This is a genomic window from Streptomyces sp. B1I3 (assembly GCF_030816615.1).
In the GTDB taxonomy this organism is placed as follows: Bacteria; Actinomycetota; Actinomycetes; order Streptomycetales; family Streptomycetaceae; genus Streptomyces.
In genome coordinates, this window is record NZ_JAUSYD010000001.1 from 7,456,927 (window position 1) to 7,470,710 (window position 13,784).

The 13,784-nt window shown below is 64.5% G+C and carries 13 protein-coding genes and 4 pseudogenes; all 17 read left to right on the forward strand.

Annotated elements, in window-relative coordinates; translation table 11 throughout:
• The first annotated feature begins 65 nt into the window (after window positions 1–65).
• The 17 genes and pseudogenes from QFZ58_RS34025 to QFZ58_RS34100 all read left to right on the forward strand — a co-directional run bounded on the left by QFZ58_RS34025 (window position 66) and on the right by QFZ58_RS34100 (window position 13,556).
• A protein-coding gene (locus tag QFZ58_RS34025) for an IS5 family transposase (RefSeq protein ID WP_373428638.1) occupies window positions 66–874 on the forward strand; the annotation gives its coding sequence in 2 pieces (ribosomal slippage) (window positions 66–414 and window positions 414–874; 810 coding nt in all).
• A gap of 279 nt (window positions 875–1,153) precedes the next feature.
• The gene (locus tag QFZ58_RS34030) at window positions 1,154–1,381 is read left to right on the forward strand and encodes a hypothetical protein (RefSeq protein ID WP_307128683.1); all 228 of its coding nucleotides are present in this window, start codon (window positions 1,154–1,156) and stop codon (window positions 1,379–1,381) included.
• Window positions 1,378–2,451, forward strand: coding sequence for a radical SAM protein (locus tag QFZ58_RS34035; RefSeq protein WP_307128684.1), 1,074 nt, complete (start codon window positions 1,378–1,380; stop codon window positions 2,449–2,451). Before QFZ58_RS34030 ends, QFZ58_RS34035 begins: the two co-directional genes overlap by 4 nt.
• The gene (locus QFZ58_RS34040) at window positions 2,432–3,625 is read left to right on the forward strand and encodes a hypothetical protein (protein WP_307128685.1); all 1,194 of its coding nucleotides are present in this window, start codon (window positions 2,432–2,434) and stop codon (window positions 3,623–3,625) included. Before QFZ58_RS34035 ends, QFZ58_RS34040 begins: the two co-directional genes overlap by 20 nt.
• Window positions 3,626–3,736: 111 nt before the next feature.
• Window positions 3,737–4,485 (forward strand): annotated as a pseudogene (locus QFZ58_RS34045) (transposase family protein).
• Between the two features lie 125 nt (window positions 4,486–4,610).
• On the forward strand, window positions 4,611–5,402 hold the full coding sequence (locus tag QFZ58_RS34050) for a hypothetical protein (protein ID WP_307128686.1): 792 nt from the start codon (window positions 4,611–4,613) through the stop codon (window positions 5,400–5,402).
• Window positions 5,386–7,013 (forward strand): annotated as a pseudogene (locus QFZ58_RS34055) (ISAzo13 family transposase). The gene QFZ58_RS34050 and the pseudogene QFZ58_RS34055 overlap by 17 nt, the downstream one beginning before the upstream one ends.
• Window positions 7,014–7,149: 136 nt before the next feature.
• Window positions 7,150–7,833 carry an RHS repeat-associated core domain-containing protein gene (locus tag QFZ58_RS34630; protein ID WP_373428689.1) on the forward strand — a complete coding sequence of 228 codons (684 nt, stop codon included), beginning with the start codon at window positions 7,150–7,152 and terminating at the stop codon, window positions 7,831–7,833.
• 12 nt (window positions 7,834–7,845) lie between these two features.
• Complete coding sequence (locus tag QFZ58_RS34065) at window positions 7,846–8,178, forward strand: hypothetical protein (protein WP_307128687.1); 333 nt, start codon at window positions 7,846–7,848, stop codon at window positions 8,176–8,178.
• Between the two features lie 157 nt (window positions 8,179–8,335).
• A complete protein-coding gene (locus tag QFZ58_RS34070; RefSeq protein ID WP_307128688.1) occupies window positions 8,336–9,016 on the forward strand; it encodes a hypothetical protein in 681 nt (226 codons plus the stop codon).
• A gap of 21 nt (window positions 9,017–9,037) precedes the next feature.
• Window positions 9,038–9,457: pseudogene (locus QFZ58_RS34635) on the forward strand (TniQ family protein); the annotation flags it as partial.
• Between the two features lie 663 nt (window positions 9,458–10,120).
• Window positions 10,121–10,498, forward strand: coding sequence for a hypothetical protein (locus QFZ58_RS34075; protein WP_307128689.1), 378 nt, complete (start codon window positions 10,121–10,123; stop codon window positions 10,496–10,498).
• Between the two features lie 70 nt (window positions 10,499–10,568).
• On the forward strand, window positions 10,569–11,021 hold the full coding sequence (locus tag QFZ58_RS34080) for a hypothetical protein (protein ID WP_030759349.1): 453 nt from the start codon (window positions 10,569–10,571) through the stop codon (window positions 11,019–11,021).
• Window positions 11,022–11,239: 218 nt separating this feature from the next.
• Window positions 11,240–11,704: a DUF2199 domain-containing protein gene (locus QFZ58_RS34085; protein WP_307129087.1), complete on the forward strand. Its 465-nt coding sequence runs from the start codon at window positions 11,240–11,242 to the stop codon at window positions 11,702–11,704.
• Window positions 11,701–12,373 (forward strand): annotated as a pseudogene (locus QFZ58_RS34090) (hypothetical protein). The gene QFZ58_RS34085 and the pseudogene QFZ58_RS34090 overlap by 4 nt, the downstream one beginning before the upstream one ends.
• 233 nt (window positions 12,374–12,606) lie before the next feature.
• Window positions 12,607–13,284: a hypothetical protein gene (locus QFZ58_RS34095; RefSeq protein WP_307128690.1), complete on the forward strand. Its 678-nt coding sequence runs from the start codon at window positions 12,607–12,609 to the stop codon at window positions 13,282–13,284.
• 65 nt (window positions 13,285–13,349) lie between these two features.
• On the forward strand, window positions 13,350–13,556 hold the full coding sequence (locus tag QFZ58_RS34100) for a hypothetical protein (RefSeq protein WP_307128691.1): 207 nt from the start codon (window positions 13,350–13,352) through the stop codon (window positions 13,554–13,556).
• Window positions 13,557–13,784 lie beyond the last annotated feature (228 nt).

Consider the following 13,784-nt stretch of genomic DNA (forward strand, 5'->3'; position numbering starts at 1 on the left):
GCCGAAAGGGTTAAAGAACAAGCTTAGAAGCCATCTCATTTGGACGACTCGGTATTCTGTGCGTCATGGTGGGGATCGTTGAGCGGCTGGTGCCGGATGAGTTGTGGGAGTTGTTCCAGCGGGTGGTGCCTGAGGCGCCGTCGCGGCCTCAGGGCGGTGGTCGGCGTCGGCACGGCGACCGGGAAGTGCTGGCGGCGATCGTCTTCGTGGCCACGTCGGGTTGTACCTGGCAGCAGCTGCCTTCAGCGTCGTTCGGCCCGTCCGGAGCGACCGCCCACCGGCGGTTCTCGGAGTGGTCGAAGGCCAGGGTGTGGGCCAAGCTCCACCGCCTGGTCCTCGACGAACTCGGTGCCCGCGGAGAGCTGGACTGGTCGCGGTGCGCGATCGACTCGGTGAACATGCGGGCCCTGAAAAGGGGGACCTGACAGGTCCGAATCCTGTCGACCGAGGCAAGTACGGCTCGAAGATCCACCTGATCACAGAAAGGTCAGGTCTGCCCATATCCGTCGGCATTTCCGGGGCGAACCTGCACGACAGCCAGGCCCTGATCCCGCTCGTGAAGGGCATCCCGCCCATCCGCTCGCGCCGCGGCCGGCGACGGCGCAAGCCCGGCAAACTCCACGCCGACAAGGGCTACGACTACCCCCACCTGCGGCGATGGTTACGCGAACGCGGCATCGCCCACCGCATCGCCCGCAAGGGAGTCGAGTCCTCGCAACGGCTGGGCCGCCACCGCTGGACCGTGGAACGCACCATGGCCTGGCTCGCCGGCTGCCGCCGCCTCCACCGACGCTACGAACGCAAAGCCGACCACTTCCTCGCCTTCACCAGCATCGCCTGCACCCTCATCTGCTACCGAAGGCTCACCAAATGAGATGACTTCGAAGTCGGGATCGTGCTCGCGTGTCAGGTCGCACACCGCGACCAGCATGTCGTTTGATTGACGAAGGCGGTGACTTGCGGATTGGCGCTCACGGCCTTCGATAGGCCCTCACTGTCGAGCAGGAGGATGCCTTGGTTCAACCAGCCCCGCGGTGGCATTCGGCTGAAGATCGGCTATTCGGGTTTGGGAATCGACTGATGAACGGTAAAACCACCATGCGTTTCATCGGTTCAGCGTTCCCACTCGACGACTCTATTGAGGAGAATAGAAATGGCCCGCTCTCTGTCTGAAATTCTTTCCGGTATCGACACCGACAAGGTCAGCATTGATCAGGATGGTCACATTGCAAGTGATGATCCGGATATCGAAGCCCGGCTGGTCGAACTCAGGGAAGCTCTCGACGTAAACAGTCTCGCGACTATGGACGACAATAACGGAAGTATGTGTAAATGCACCACCCGTCCCACGCCGATTCAGTCGGGATGTGCGCAGAAGTGACCAATGGTGCCGTAATCCCTCGCGTAGCAGATGATCAGATCGTTACTGCCTTCAGTAACGAGATCCTGCATCTCATCATCCTCCCCACCGAGCAGTGCAATTTTCGTTGTGTCTACTGCTACGAGGACTTCAGCGTCGGAACCATGAAGGCCCCCGTGATTGCGGGAGTGAAACGGCTGTTGGCACGCCGCATCCCGACCCTGAGGCAGCTGCACATCGGATGGTTCGGAGGTGAACCGCTCATTGCACTCAATGTGATTGAGGATATCTCCAAGTCGGTGAAGTCGCTCACATGTGAACGGTCTGAACTAACGTACACGAGTGAGGTCACGACCAACGCCTACAGGCTTGACTTGGCGACTGCGGAGCGCTTGAGCGAGATGAATGTTCGGCATTACCAAATTACGCTGGATGGGCCTCCAGAATTTCACGATCAGACGCGCATCCAGAGAAATGGGCAAGGTTCGTTCGAGCGAGTATGGGGCAATCTGCTCGCACTCAGGTCAAGTTCTCTCGACCTGAGTATCTCCCTGCGGGTGCACGTCACGCCGGCCAATCTCATTGCGATGCCAGAGTTCCTGCTCCGGATCCGTAAGGCATTTTTGGATGACCCGAGATTCGTAGTCCTTATCAAGGCTGTGGGTCACTGGGGAGGGCCAAACGACGACAAGTTCGACGTCCTTGATGCTACTAAGGGTGCCGACGAGATCAAGGCGCTCGAGGAGCTTGTATCTCGGGAGGCCGGAACGCAATCCGTGTATCACCCGGGAAACGTTTGTTATGCTTCTCGCCCCAACTCGCTGCTAATTAGAGCTTCGGGGGATGTCGGCAAATGCACAGTAGCATTGTCCGACCCCGCAAACAGTATCGGTCGTCTGCTCGAGGACGGGAATCTGGAGCTACGGAGCGATAGCCTCAAGCCGTGGCTCCGGGGCTGGAATAGTGCCGACGCCGACGTTCTCGAGTGCCCACTCGTAGGCCTGCCGAGATCTTCGGGAGAACCAGTGCTTATGCAAATCGGAGCTGGGCCTGGCGCCCCGAAGGGCGGCCATGGTGAAGCCAGCGAATGATTTTGCGTATCACTATCCACGCATCCAACGCTTCCCCTTGACTTACTGGTCCGAAGGCCTGATCGATTTCTTGCAGAGAAGAACCACTTCGGATTTCGATGAACAGGCAAAGACCCTGTCATCCCTGAGTAATGCCGCGTTGGTATTCGCCTATCTTGGCCAGCTGGATAAAGCAAAGGAAATCTGCGAGGCGCAGCTTTACTGGCTCGCGAATAACGCTAGCGGCTCCGGGGAGTCGTCCCTTTTAAACCGACTGGCTTTGGACCCCTGGGTGAACATGGGGCGATTGCTGGGATACCAAGGAGAAACAAAGAAGGCTTTGACCCATTTTGCTAATGTACACTCCCTCGCCTCACGCGGCGAGGTTTCTTTTGGGCCGTGTCAAATTACCTCACAGGCTTGGAAAGAAATCGTTGACAGACACCCGCACATGAAGGGAGTGCCTCAGGCTGTCTATGTGATCGATTCCCTGAAGGCGCTCCTTCAGGCAGGTGACCATCAAGGTGCACTGAACTTCATTGATTCGTTGAGCTGTATCGAGCATGCAGGCATCCGCTCTCTGGTGAACGAGAGGAGGTTGATCCGCACGCCGCGTCAGGGGTTGCATTACCTAGTGAACGAGGGGATGCTAATTGCTAAATCTCGCCTGGGTCGGCACGAAGAGGTAATCGCAAACACTGACGATCGGTTGAGCGGCGCCGACATTTATTACGAGGCGGTCCTCATGCTTTATAATATCGAAAGCCGTCATGTGGCAGGTGTGCCGAGCGCTGCTGGGCGCATCCAGAAATTGTCCATTCTTCTGGCGTGCGGCGCTTTCGACTCCGTTCCCCCGACGACGCTGCTCCGATTTGTCGAGAAGCTCGGTGATCTGCTTGAGCGGACCGAGAAGGGGAGGCTTGCGCTTGGCGTTTACACAAAAGGCCTCGCACTGGCCCGGCAACTTAATGACCAACTTGCTGAGTGGACCTTCCTCAAGTCTCTGATGCGGCTCGATGTCTCATCCGAAGGGCAACGGCGTGAATGGAAATCGGCACATCGTCAACTCAGTGCCGTGTGCGAATACAGCGCTGTGCGCCGGGTAGAGGAAACGGCCAACCTTTCAAGCATGCCGGGAAACGTGCACGAAAAGCTACTGGGCGTTGTCCGGCATGTCACCGGTACCAATTACTGAGCTCTTCGAGTTGCCACCGATCGGGTGATGGGCCGCGAAGCGCAACGAACGAGGCCCCCAGGCTGTTGATCGAGGTGTCTGACGTCTCAATCACGTTGCTCGGAGGCCCCATTGGTCATCCATCCTGCCGCACTCGACCTGCCGCATGCGCTCGTGGAGTGGGTCACCATGGTGATCGTCACCCGTGAGGGCGACCGACGCTGCAAGCTCCGTCCGTCCCAACGCGCGATCGTGGCCCTGGTGTACCTTCGCGAACACACCACTCTGGCGAAGATCGCCGCCGGGTTCGGGATCAGCGAGTCCACCGCCCACGCCTACACCAGCGCCGTCATCCACCTGCTCGCCGACCGTGCACCGGGTCTGCTGAAGACGCTGCGCGAGCACGATCCCGACTTCGTCCTGCTCGACGGGATCCTCGCCGAGTGCGACCGGATCGGCGACGGCCGGGCCGACTACTCCCACAAACACCGGCGACATGGCGTGAACGTGCGGGTCGTCACCGACCCCGGCGGCCGGCTGCTGTGGCTCTCGCCCGCCCTGCCGGGCCGCACTCACGACCTGACCGCCGCCCGCACCCACCGGATCATCCGGATCTGCGAACGCCAGGGCGTTCCCATCGTGGCCGATCTCGCCTACCAGGGCGCCGGCCCGTGGCTGACCACCGGCATCAAACGCAGGCCCCTGCAGGAACTCACCCCCACCGAGAGGCCCCTCAACCAGGCACTGGCCGCAGCGAGGGCACCCGTCGAACGCGGGTTGCGAGGCTGAAGTCCTGGCGAATCTTCCGCAGGTCCCGATGCAGCCCCAACCGCATGACGTCAATCGCCAAGGCCATCCTCACTCTGGAGCGGCAACGCTGAAGAGGCTCACTGATCAGAAAACTTCTCGTGGCGGATGGGCCTGGTGCTGGCCTGGTTGACAAGCCCGTGCGGCTGAAGGACCTGGTCTCGTCCGTGGTGAGAAGCGCACGCTGGGCGAGAAGGATGTGCACAAACTCGCTCGGCCTGCTGGTGGAGCACGCGCCGCCGACGACCAGTGGGCGGATGTCATCCGTATGGCGGTGGCACAGGGCCGGCCGCGTGAGCGGGCCGAGTTACTCAATCTACTGACGGCCTCCTCTGACAAGCGTGTCCATCTGCTGGCCATGGCGTGCCTGGAACACGCCACAGAACTCGATCCGGTCGTGCGGCGCAGGGTCCAGGAGGCGGCGGCGACGCTGCTGCCTCCCCGCGGGGATGCCGAGGTCAAGGAACTGGCACAGATCGGGCCGCTGATCCTGGAATTGCTACCAGGCCCGCAGGCACTGTCCGACGACGAAGCCGAGGCGGTGACGGCGACGGCGGCGCTGGTCGGCACAGACGCGGCGGTGCCGGTGCTGGCGCGATACCGGAACCATTCCGCGCCGGGGGTCCGGATCAATCTGATGCGGGTGTGGAATCTCTTCGATGCAGAGGTGTACGCCGACGAGGTAATGGCCCACGTCGACACTCATGACCTGTTCTTCTTCGCCACCTCGCCCTCACAGGTGCGCGCCCTGCCACGCCTCGGCAGTCGGACACGAATCGGCGTTACTGGCGACCACGTTCCTGCAGACATCCTGAGAGCACTGCCCCAGCGGGTGGAATACCTCGGCTTCTACGAAAACACTCTACTGACCGACCTGCGGCCATTCGCCTCTCTACCCTCAGTCCGGAACATGAATCTAAGGGCTTGCAGATCATCAAGGTGTTGCTTCCCGCCCCATGGCTCGTTGATGTGGTATGCGCATCCCAGATGAGATCCGTACCCAACTCGCCGTGAAGTTCGTGGTGTTGTTCCCGCATCTCAACGAGCGGCAACGACGGCTGCTGATGGCTGCAGAGGCCCGAGGGCTCGGGCACGGTGGTGTACGGGCCGTCGCGCGGGCAGCCTCGGTGAGTGAGACCACGGTGCGCAAGGGGGTGTTCGAGTTGGAGGCCGGTGAGGAGCCTCTGGGGCGGGTGCGGAGGCCGGGCGGAGGCCGCAGGAGAGTCGCAGACCTTGATCCGGGGCTGCGGCCGGCACTGCTGGCGCTGGTCGAACCGGACGAGCGCGGTGATCCGATGTCACCGCTTCGGTGGACGGTGAGATCGACCCGAATGCTCGCGCGGGAGCTCAACCGGGCCGGGCACCGGGTCAGTGCCGACACCGTGGGCGACCTGCTGCGGGAGGAAGGCTTCAGCCTGCAGGCCAACGCAAAGACGATCGAGGGGACCCAGCATCCGGACCGCGATGCCCAGTTCCACCATCTCAACGAGCAGGCCCGCGATCACCGGGACACCGGCCAGCCGGTGATCAGCGTGGACACCAAGAAGAAGGAGCTTGTCGGCGAGTTCAGGAACAGCGGCCGCCAGTGGCGTCCCGCAGGTGACCCGGTGCCCGTCAGGGTCCACGACTTCACCGACCCGCAGCTGGGCAAGGCGGTCCCGTACGGAATCTACGACCTCGCGGCGAACACCGGCTGGGTCAACGTCGGCACCGATCACGACACCGCCGCGTTCGCCGTGGAATCGATCCGCCGCTGGTGGCAAGCCAGGGACACACCGCCTACCCGCAGGCGACACGACTGCTCATCACCGCGGACGCGGGCGGCTCGAACGGCTACCGCACCCGGGCTTGGAAACTCGAACTCGCCCAGCTCGCCGCCGAAACTGGGCTGGTCATCACTGTCTGCCATCTGCCGCCCGGCACATCGAAGTGGAACAAGATCGAGCACCGACTCTTCTCCCACATCACGATGAACTGGCGCGGCCGGCCGCTGGCCAGTCACGAAGTCATCCTCCAGTCCATCGCCGCAACCACCACCCGAACCGGACTACGCGTCACGGCCCAGCTCGACACCAACACCTACCCGACCGGAGTCCACATTCGTGACGGAGAGATGGCCGCCCTGCCTCTGACCAGGCACTCTTTCCACGGCGACTGGAACTACGCCCTCCATCCCCAGCCAGACCCCTCCATCCCGGCGCCCCGAGTACCGCAGACACCGGCCCCGACGTGGAACCAGGCACTACTGTCCGATCCGGCACTGACCGGGATGTCCCCACAGCAGCTGGATACCCTCACACAGGCCCTGGCCCCGGAAGGCGATAGCCAGCGGGGCCGCCCGCCCCGGCTCACCTTCCCCGACCAGGTCCTGGCCACCGTGCTCCACCTGCGGATCGCCCTGGCAGCGGAACCTCTCGCGATGCTGTTTGGCAGCAGCCGGACCGGCATACACCGCACCCTCCTGAAAATCAGGAGACTGCTGGCGGCACACAACATCACCATCCCGCCGGCGACCACCCCGCCTACCGCCCTGGCGACTCTCCAAGCGCGGGTCCAGGACCGAAGCAGCTACCCCGACAAGAAGATCAAGACGACGCGTTAATGATCTGCAAGCCCTTAGAGGCAATACCGGTGCTTTAGGTGGTTTTCTGGCGTCTGCTGGTTGCCTTGGTGGGTGGGGCGAGTGTGATTGCTCTGGTGGGCGGTTGGGGTGGGTTGCGGTGGTGGGTGTGCTTGAGGTGCCAGTTATCACGGACCTGCTTGGTACCCCTACCCAACTCGCCGACGAGGAGGGAACTGTCTCCTGGCACAGCCGCGCCACGATCTGGGGCTCAACTACCTGGACGAAGAAAAGCACCGCCCACACACCGCTCCGCTTCCCAGGCCAATATTGCGACCCCGAAACCGGACTTTATTACAATTTCCACTGGCATTACGAACCAGATACAGGGCGATACACCTCACCCGACTCTCTCGGCTTGAGCGCCGCCCCAAATCCCTTGGCATATGTCGTCAATCCCCACACCACCTGCGACCCTCTGGGTTTGATGCCCTCGGAGTGCAAAAAAGTCGCCTACGGCAAGACAAAGGGTGAAGGTCAGGACCTCAAGCGTTCAGCCACAGTGGGCAACGATCAGTGGCAGTTCAACACCGGCCATGGATTTGATCGCCCCCACGCAGGCCCCAATGGAGTGCCGAACGACCTGCGAACCACTGGTCTTACGCCCGACCAGATCGAGCAGGGAATCGTTGACTCCGTGTACTCGCACATAAAAGATGGGGGAACCGTACCCCGCGTCGGCCCTGGGTTCACAGGACCGCTGGACGGGGCAATGACGATGGACGGACACAGCATTGGGTATCGCGTTTCCCAGACGTCCGATAATGTGTACCGTGTGGCTACGTATTGGCTCAACCCCTAAGGAAATAGGCCCATGCCCGACCTGACTCGATTGACTCGTGAATTGATTGAATCGACGCACGAGGAAAATTCTCCAAAAATCCCTGATTCAGTGCGATATTTCGTCGAAAAAATTACATTCGCCAAACCGGAGGATATTCTCTCCGCTGTGCGTGAGGTCCTGGCGGAGGATTGGATGGCGATGCCGGTGTGGGCCCGCAATCTCGCCTACCGACTTGTCTGCCTGCAGCGCCCAGACGATGCCGGCCTGCTACGCGAAGCGGCAGCCGACCTGTTCTCCTTCGGTCCCGACTGGGACGAATTCGCAGAAGAGCTGCGAGCTCGAGCAACCCAACTGGAAAGCTGACTCGATACGAGGAGTCCTGGTCGACATCACACCGGTAACTGAGCGGTGCCAATTAGGCTTTTGCAACCTCAGCTCGACGTGGCCAGGTGGAGGGCGAGGACGGCCTTGACCAGGTCTGGGGTTCATCCTCGACTTCTACGGAGCCCCGACCAAGCGGATGGACCTGCCCGAGCTGATCCACCAGGTCGCCGCCTCCCTGTCGGACCATGGCACGAAGGTGCTAATCCTCGATGACATCACCCGGCTGCGCATGCACCGCGCCGACGACCAAGACACCCTGGACCTAATCCGCGCGTTCATGAGCATGCACGTCACTCTCGTCCTGGTCGGGGTGGGCATCCCCGGCTCCGGCCTCTTGCGTGAAGGCCGCGGACCGGCGGCTGCGAAGAGTGTGAACGGGTGGGAGCCCACCCAAACCGAGCGCCGCTTCGACCTCCTTGAACTCGACCGGTTCCGCTACGACACAGCCGAGCAGATCACCGCTTGGACCTCCCACCTCGCCGGCGTCGAGCATCACCTGCGCCTGCTCAAGGCCCGCCCCGGCATGCTCACCGACAACACCATGCCCGAGTACCTCTACGAGCGGACCAACGGCGTCGTGGGCCCGCTGGAGCGCCCCATCGAGGACGGCTGCTCGCAGGCCATCGCCAGCGGCTCCGAACGCCTGACCGAGCCCCTCTTCGACGCCCTCCCCCTGACCCTGGCAAGAACCGGCCGCGACGCCGAAGCAGGGGAGATCCCTGCCGTCCCCGCACGGTCCGGCCGCCGACCGCCCGCCGGCCGACGCCGCAACACCGTCTTCGACGACCTCGGCCCTGCCGCCGCGGACACAGCATGAACACACCGCTGCCCCAGAAGCCTGGACCCGGCACCCGGCGAACTCCTGCCGGGCTACCTCCTGCGCCTCTCCCACCGAATCGGCATTTCGCCAGGCGACCTCGCGCATCGGTGCGGCCTCATCCAGGGGAACAGGCTGCCCACGCAGCCCCTGGTCCGCCTCGACGCCGACCAGGCCCAGCAGATCGCCACCGTCTGCCGACTCGAAACGACCGAGGTTCACGGCCTCACCCTGACCAGCCAGGCCCCCGGCTACTCCCCGCTCGGCGCCATCTACCTCGGGCAGCGCCAAAGCCCTATGGACATGGCCAACAGCGGATGGGTGTTCACCACCTTCAGCCGCTACTGCCCCGACTGCCTCACCGACACCGCCGATCTTCCGGGCGGCCCGGTCTGGCAGGGCTCCTGGCGGCTCCCTCACATTTTCATCTGCCCGCGCCACAACCGTCACCTCTCCTGGCGGTGTCCAGCTTGTGGGGCACCCGCCTTGTCCAACGGGTACCAGGCTGACGGAAGGTGGCGTCCGTCCCAACTGGCCCCGGGACTCCGCCTCCGCCTGCATCCGGCGCAATGCCGTCACCGCCCGGCAGGCGGATGGGACGCCGCTTGCGGCGCCCGCCTCGACTGCACACCTGCTGCCTTCACCCCGCCCACCACAGCCGCAGCACAAGCCCAGCAGCGGCTGGCCACAGCCGCCGCTACCGGCCCCGAAGGCGATATCAAGAGCCTCGGGCAGCCGGCCTCCCCCGAACAGTTCTTCAACGACGTCCGCACTACCGTCCTGGCGATCTGCTCCACCTGGCCTGCCGCCGCCGACGTCTTCCCCTCCTTCGAGTACCTGGGCTCGATCGCTGCCCACGCCCAAGCCCTGCGTAGAAGCCCCGTCGAACGCCTCAGACCGCAGAGCGATGGGTGGCTGGCCCGATCCATCGACCATCCGCCTGCTGATTCACGGCAATGCGCCGCCCTGATGAGCCTCGTCGTCCAAGTCCTCGACGACCCGGACGGTTCCGCCGCACTCACTCGTCTACTGTCCCGACTCCCGCCAGGCAGGTCCGGGCGCCTGAGAACCCTCACCCCGCACTGCTTACCCACCATGAACGCTGTGATCGCGGAAGCAACGCGCCTCCAGCAGGAAGCCTGCGGACCGCAGCCCCTCTTCCCCCAACCCCCCTCCCACAGAGGCTGCCTCGACCCCCGCACCATTTCAGATCCCCTCCCCAACGCCTGGGCAGCCCCGTTGGACGGGCTGGACGGACCTGCGAGGCTTCTGCGGCGCGACGCCGCGATTCGTCTGGTCCAGATGGCCCGCGGCGGATCACGTACGAGCGCGGGCCGCTACCTCGGCATCCCGCCCGGGACCCTGCAGTCCACCACTCTGCGAGTGTGCAGCTGGCAGAAGCTGCCGGGCAACGCCGAGGCATACCAGGCCGCCCTGCAACACGTGGCAGAGATCATCATGGCTGCTCCCGAACACGGGTGAAGCCCCATGCCACCTGCGAGCGCGGGAAATGGAGATGCTTTCCCTTGACCGGCACAGGCAGGATCGCTCCATGTCGACCGATGTCAGCGGAATGATCGAATGCCGGCCCGGGGCCCGTCTATGGGGCCCCGACGACGAAGACTCCGTGTGGGAGGTCGCCATCGATCTCTTCCTCCTCAACAGGGGCAACGCCTACGACGGCCTGGCCTGCCTCTTCGGGATCCGCAACTCCTACGGCTTCCGTCCCCTGGCGGAAGATCGTGGCTTCCCGGTCGACGCCTCGGATGGGCTGCGAGGTGAGTTCGCAGGCTACGGCGGCCCCCACGATGTGCATGGGACTACCTGGCTGACCTGGGCCGAGCTGGACACCACGGACTGGCAGGAGACCAACTCCTCAGGCACACGAACGCGCGCCTCAGCCGCAGGGGACGACACCGACTGGGGCCGCGTCTGGAGCGTCATGCGCATCCTCAGCGAAGTCCACGGAGCCGAGAACGTACGCCTTGTCGTCTGGTTCCACTGACACGCGGCTGAGCGCCTGATGGCACTGCTCTGCGGCTCGAACTGTCAGCTCGATGCAGATGCCCCCTGTTGTGACTGAGCAGGGACGGTTGGCCCTGGAATGGCCTGCGTGGGGCCCGTCTGAGGCTGGGGCGAAACCGGCCACTAGGCTCCGGCCCTATGACCAGTGATCTCGGGTTCACATGCGCGTGCTGCGGGACCCACCACCCTGAGCTGCCGATGAACTACACGGCCGAGGCCCCGGCTGTGTGGGAGTCGGCCTTTGCCGACGCCGACGACTGCCTGCTCTCGTCGGACCAGTGCGTGATCCGCGCGCAGCACTACTTCGTCAAGGGCCTGATCGAGATACCGGTCATCGACAGCGACGAGGTGTTTTCCTGGGGCGTGTGGGTCTCGCTGAGCCGAGAGAATTTCTCCCGGGCCGCGGACCTGTGGGAAAGCCCCAGTCGAGAGTCCGAGAAGCCGTACTTCGGCTGGCTCACCACCGACCTGCCGGTCTACCCGGCCACGACCCTCAACCTGAAGACCTACGTCCACACCCGCCCGGTCGGTGAGCGCCCCTTCGTCGAGCTTGAGCCTACCGACCACCCTCTCGCCGTCGAGCAGCGCACAGGAATCACCCTGGACCGCGTGCGGGAGATCGCGGCGGCCGTGCTCCACGCAGGCGACGACGCGCAGCGATGACGGCCGGCAGCCCGGTATCGCCCATCCCGGTCGGGCCCACCGGCTTGAGCTCCAGGGCCCGACGGTTCGTCGAGGTGGCGGGCATCCGCGTCCCGCGGCAGGACATCCGGCGACACCGCGACGCGATGATCAGGCACGGGATCCCCGCTGCGGAAGCCGAGCGGGCCACCGCCTTCCAGGACCGCTGGGGCGGCCTCGCCCTGCCGCCGGCCCCGTTCTACGAGGGCGGCCCCCGCACCCTGGACGCCAGCTGCCCCGAGCGGCTGGCCGGGCAGGGCTGGTCCTTCGAGGCGGGCCAGTGTCGGGTCTCCATGGCCTACGGATTCAAGATCGGCCCCGACGGGGCGTTCGGCATCGACGCCTATCAGTGGACACCCCGACACGGACGGCTGGGTGGAATCCCTGGCGCTCGCCGACCACGCCCGCCGCTGGGCCAGAACCGTCACAAGGATCAAGGGCAAGGCGGTCGAGGCCCTGGACCTCGGCGGCTTCGAGCCTGTACCCGAAGTGCGGGGAGTGACCGACAACTGGTGGCGGGGCGAGGACTCCCTCATCGCCGTGTACCGGGGTGAGGCCGTTGGCCTTGACGCCCCGCAATGCCTCGAAGCCCACATCTACGGCGGCCTCGACGAGTGGGCGAGTGGGGCCTCCACGGCGGCTGACTCGTAGGGCTGGATCTGAGCACCATGGTTGGCCTTTGAGCGCGATGGTTGGCAGCTGGAGCACCCTGAGTGGGGTGTGTCGGGCAGTCTGGGCCCCGCCGGGGAGGCCCTTCACGCCGGGTGCGACTGTAGGCGGATGTACCAGCTGCAGCTCTGGCGACCGCTCGGTGGCCCCTCACCGCGGGCCGGGAAGCTGACTGGTTGCGGGACTTGACCTCCGATGACGGACTGACGGGGTTCATGCCGCCAGCACTGCCCGACGCGGTCTGGGTGCTTCACTCCATGTACGAGCACGAGTTCGGACCGACAGGCATGTCCTACGTCGAGTACGAGCGGCGCGTGCTACTGGGCGGCGGGCCCGAGATCGTCCCAGGTCTGGACCCGGCGGACCTGATGGACGCGGTCCCCGGTGAGCACCCCGGGCCACATTGGCGCCGATTGCGATGGACGGTGCTCGCGCGCCGGATCGGTGACCTGACCGTGCCTGAGGGACGCCTGCCGTGCCATAGCTCTTTCCCTTCGATCGCGCCGCGCCCCTGGCCGGTCGGAATTCAGGTCCCGCGCGAAGGCAGCATGGACCGGGCCGCCTGGAACCGCCTGATCACGATCCTCACCGAGCACAGCCCGCAGGGCCCCGACACCCCCTGCCTGACCTACTACAGCCCGCTGCTGCACGGAGCCGAGGACTTCGACAACCTGCACATCCGAACCGGCACGCTCGCGGATGCCCACGTGCTGTACGACCACCCTAAGGAGGACGGCTGGAGCCCGTCCAATCTCTGGCCGCGGGACCAGTCCTGGGTCTTGTGCACGGACTACGACCTCTGGGCGACCAAGGTGGCCGGCACGGCCGCGCTGATCGAAGTTCTCCTCAACGACGGGGACCTCGAAGCCGTACGGCTTCCATGGGCTACCTGACCGGCCGGGGGCGGAGCTGTGCATCGAAGTTGTCCGTCCGCGCCATCTATCGTGCTCAGTCACAGGTGCAGACGCAGCACGCCTTCAACGCCACCTACGCCGCGCTCACAGCGCCCCACCACCGTGACACCACCGCCCTGCGCCGCCGCCTGCTGCGCCTGTCCGTACGGCTGGCGTGGCACCCGTACTGGAACACCGCCCCTTCGGCGCCGGCGGCGCGCACCGAGCTGCGGCAGCTGGCCCGAACCCGGGGAACAATACGCACCGCATGAGGCACCGCCCTGGAGCCGCACACCGCCCAGGAGCCGGGTTGCGCTAGGGGTTGCGCTTGGCGTTGCACGAAGCGTTGCGCTAGGTGTTGCGCAGGCCGTCACAGCGTCCTGGAGTCCGCCCAGGTCACCATGGGTGTACGGCGTGGTCGGGCCGCTGACATCCCCGTTGCGACCCTTTCGCCCATGCCTTGGCTGGAGTTGAGAGTGAGGGAGGGCGGGATGGGCGGC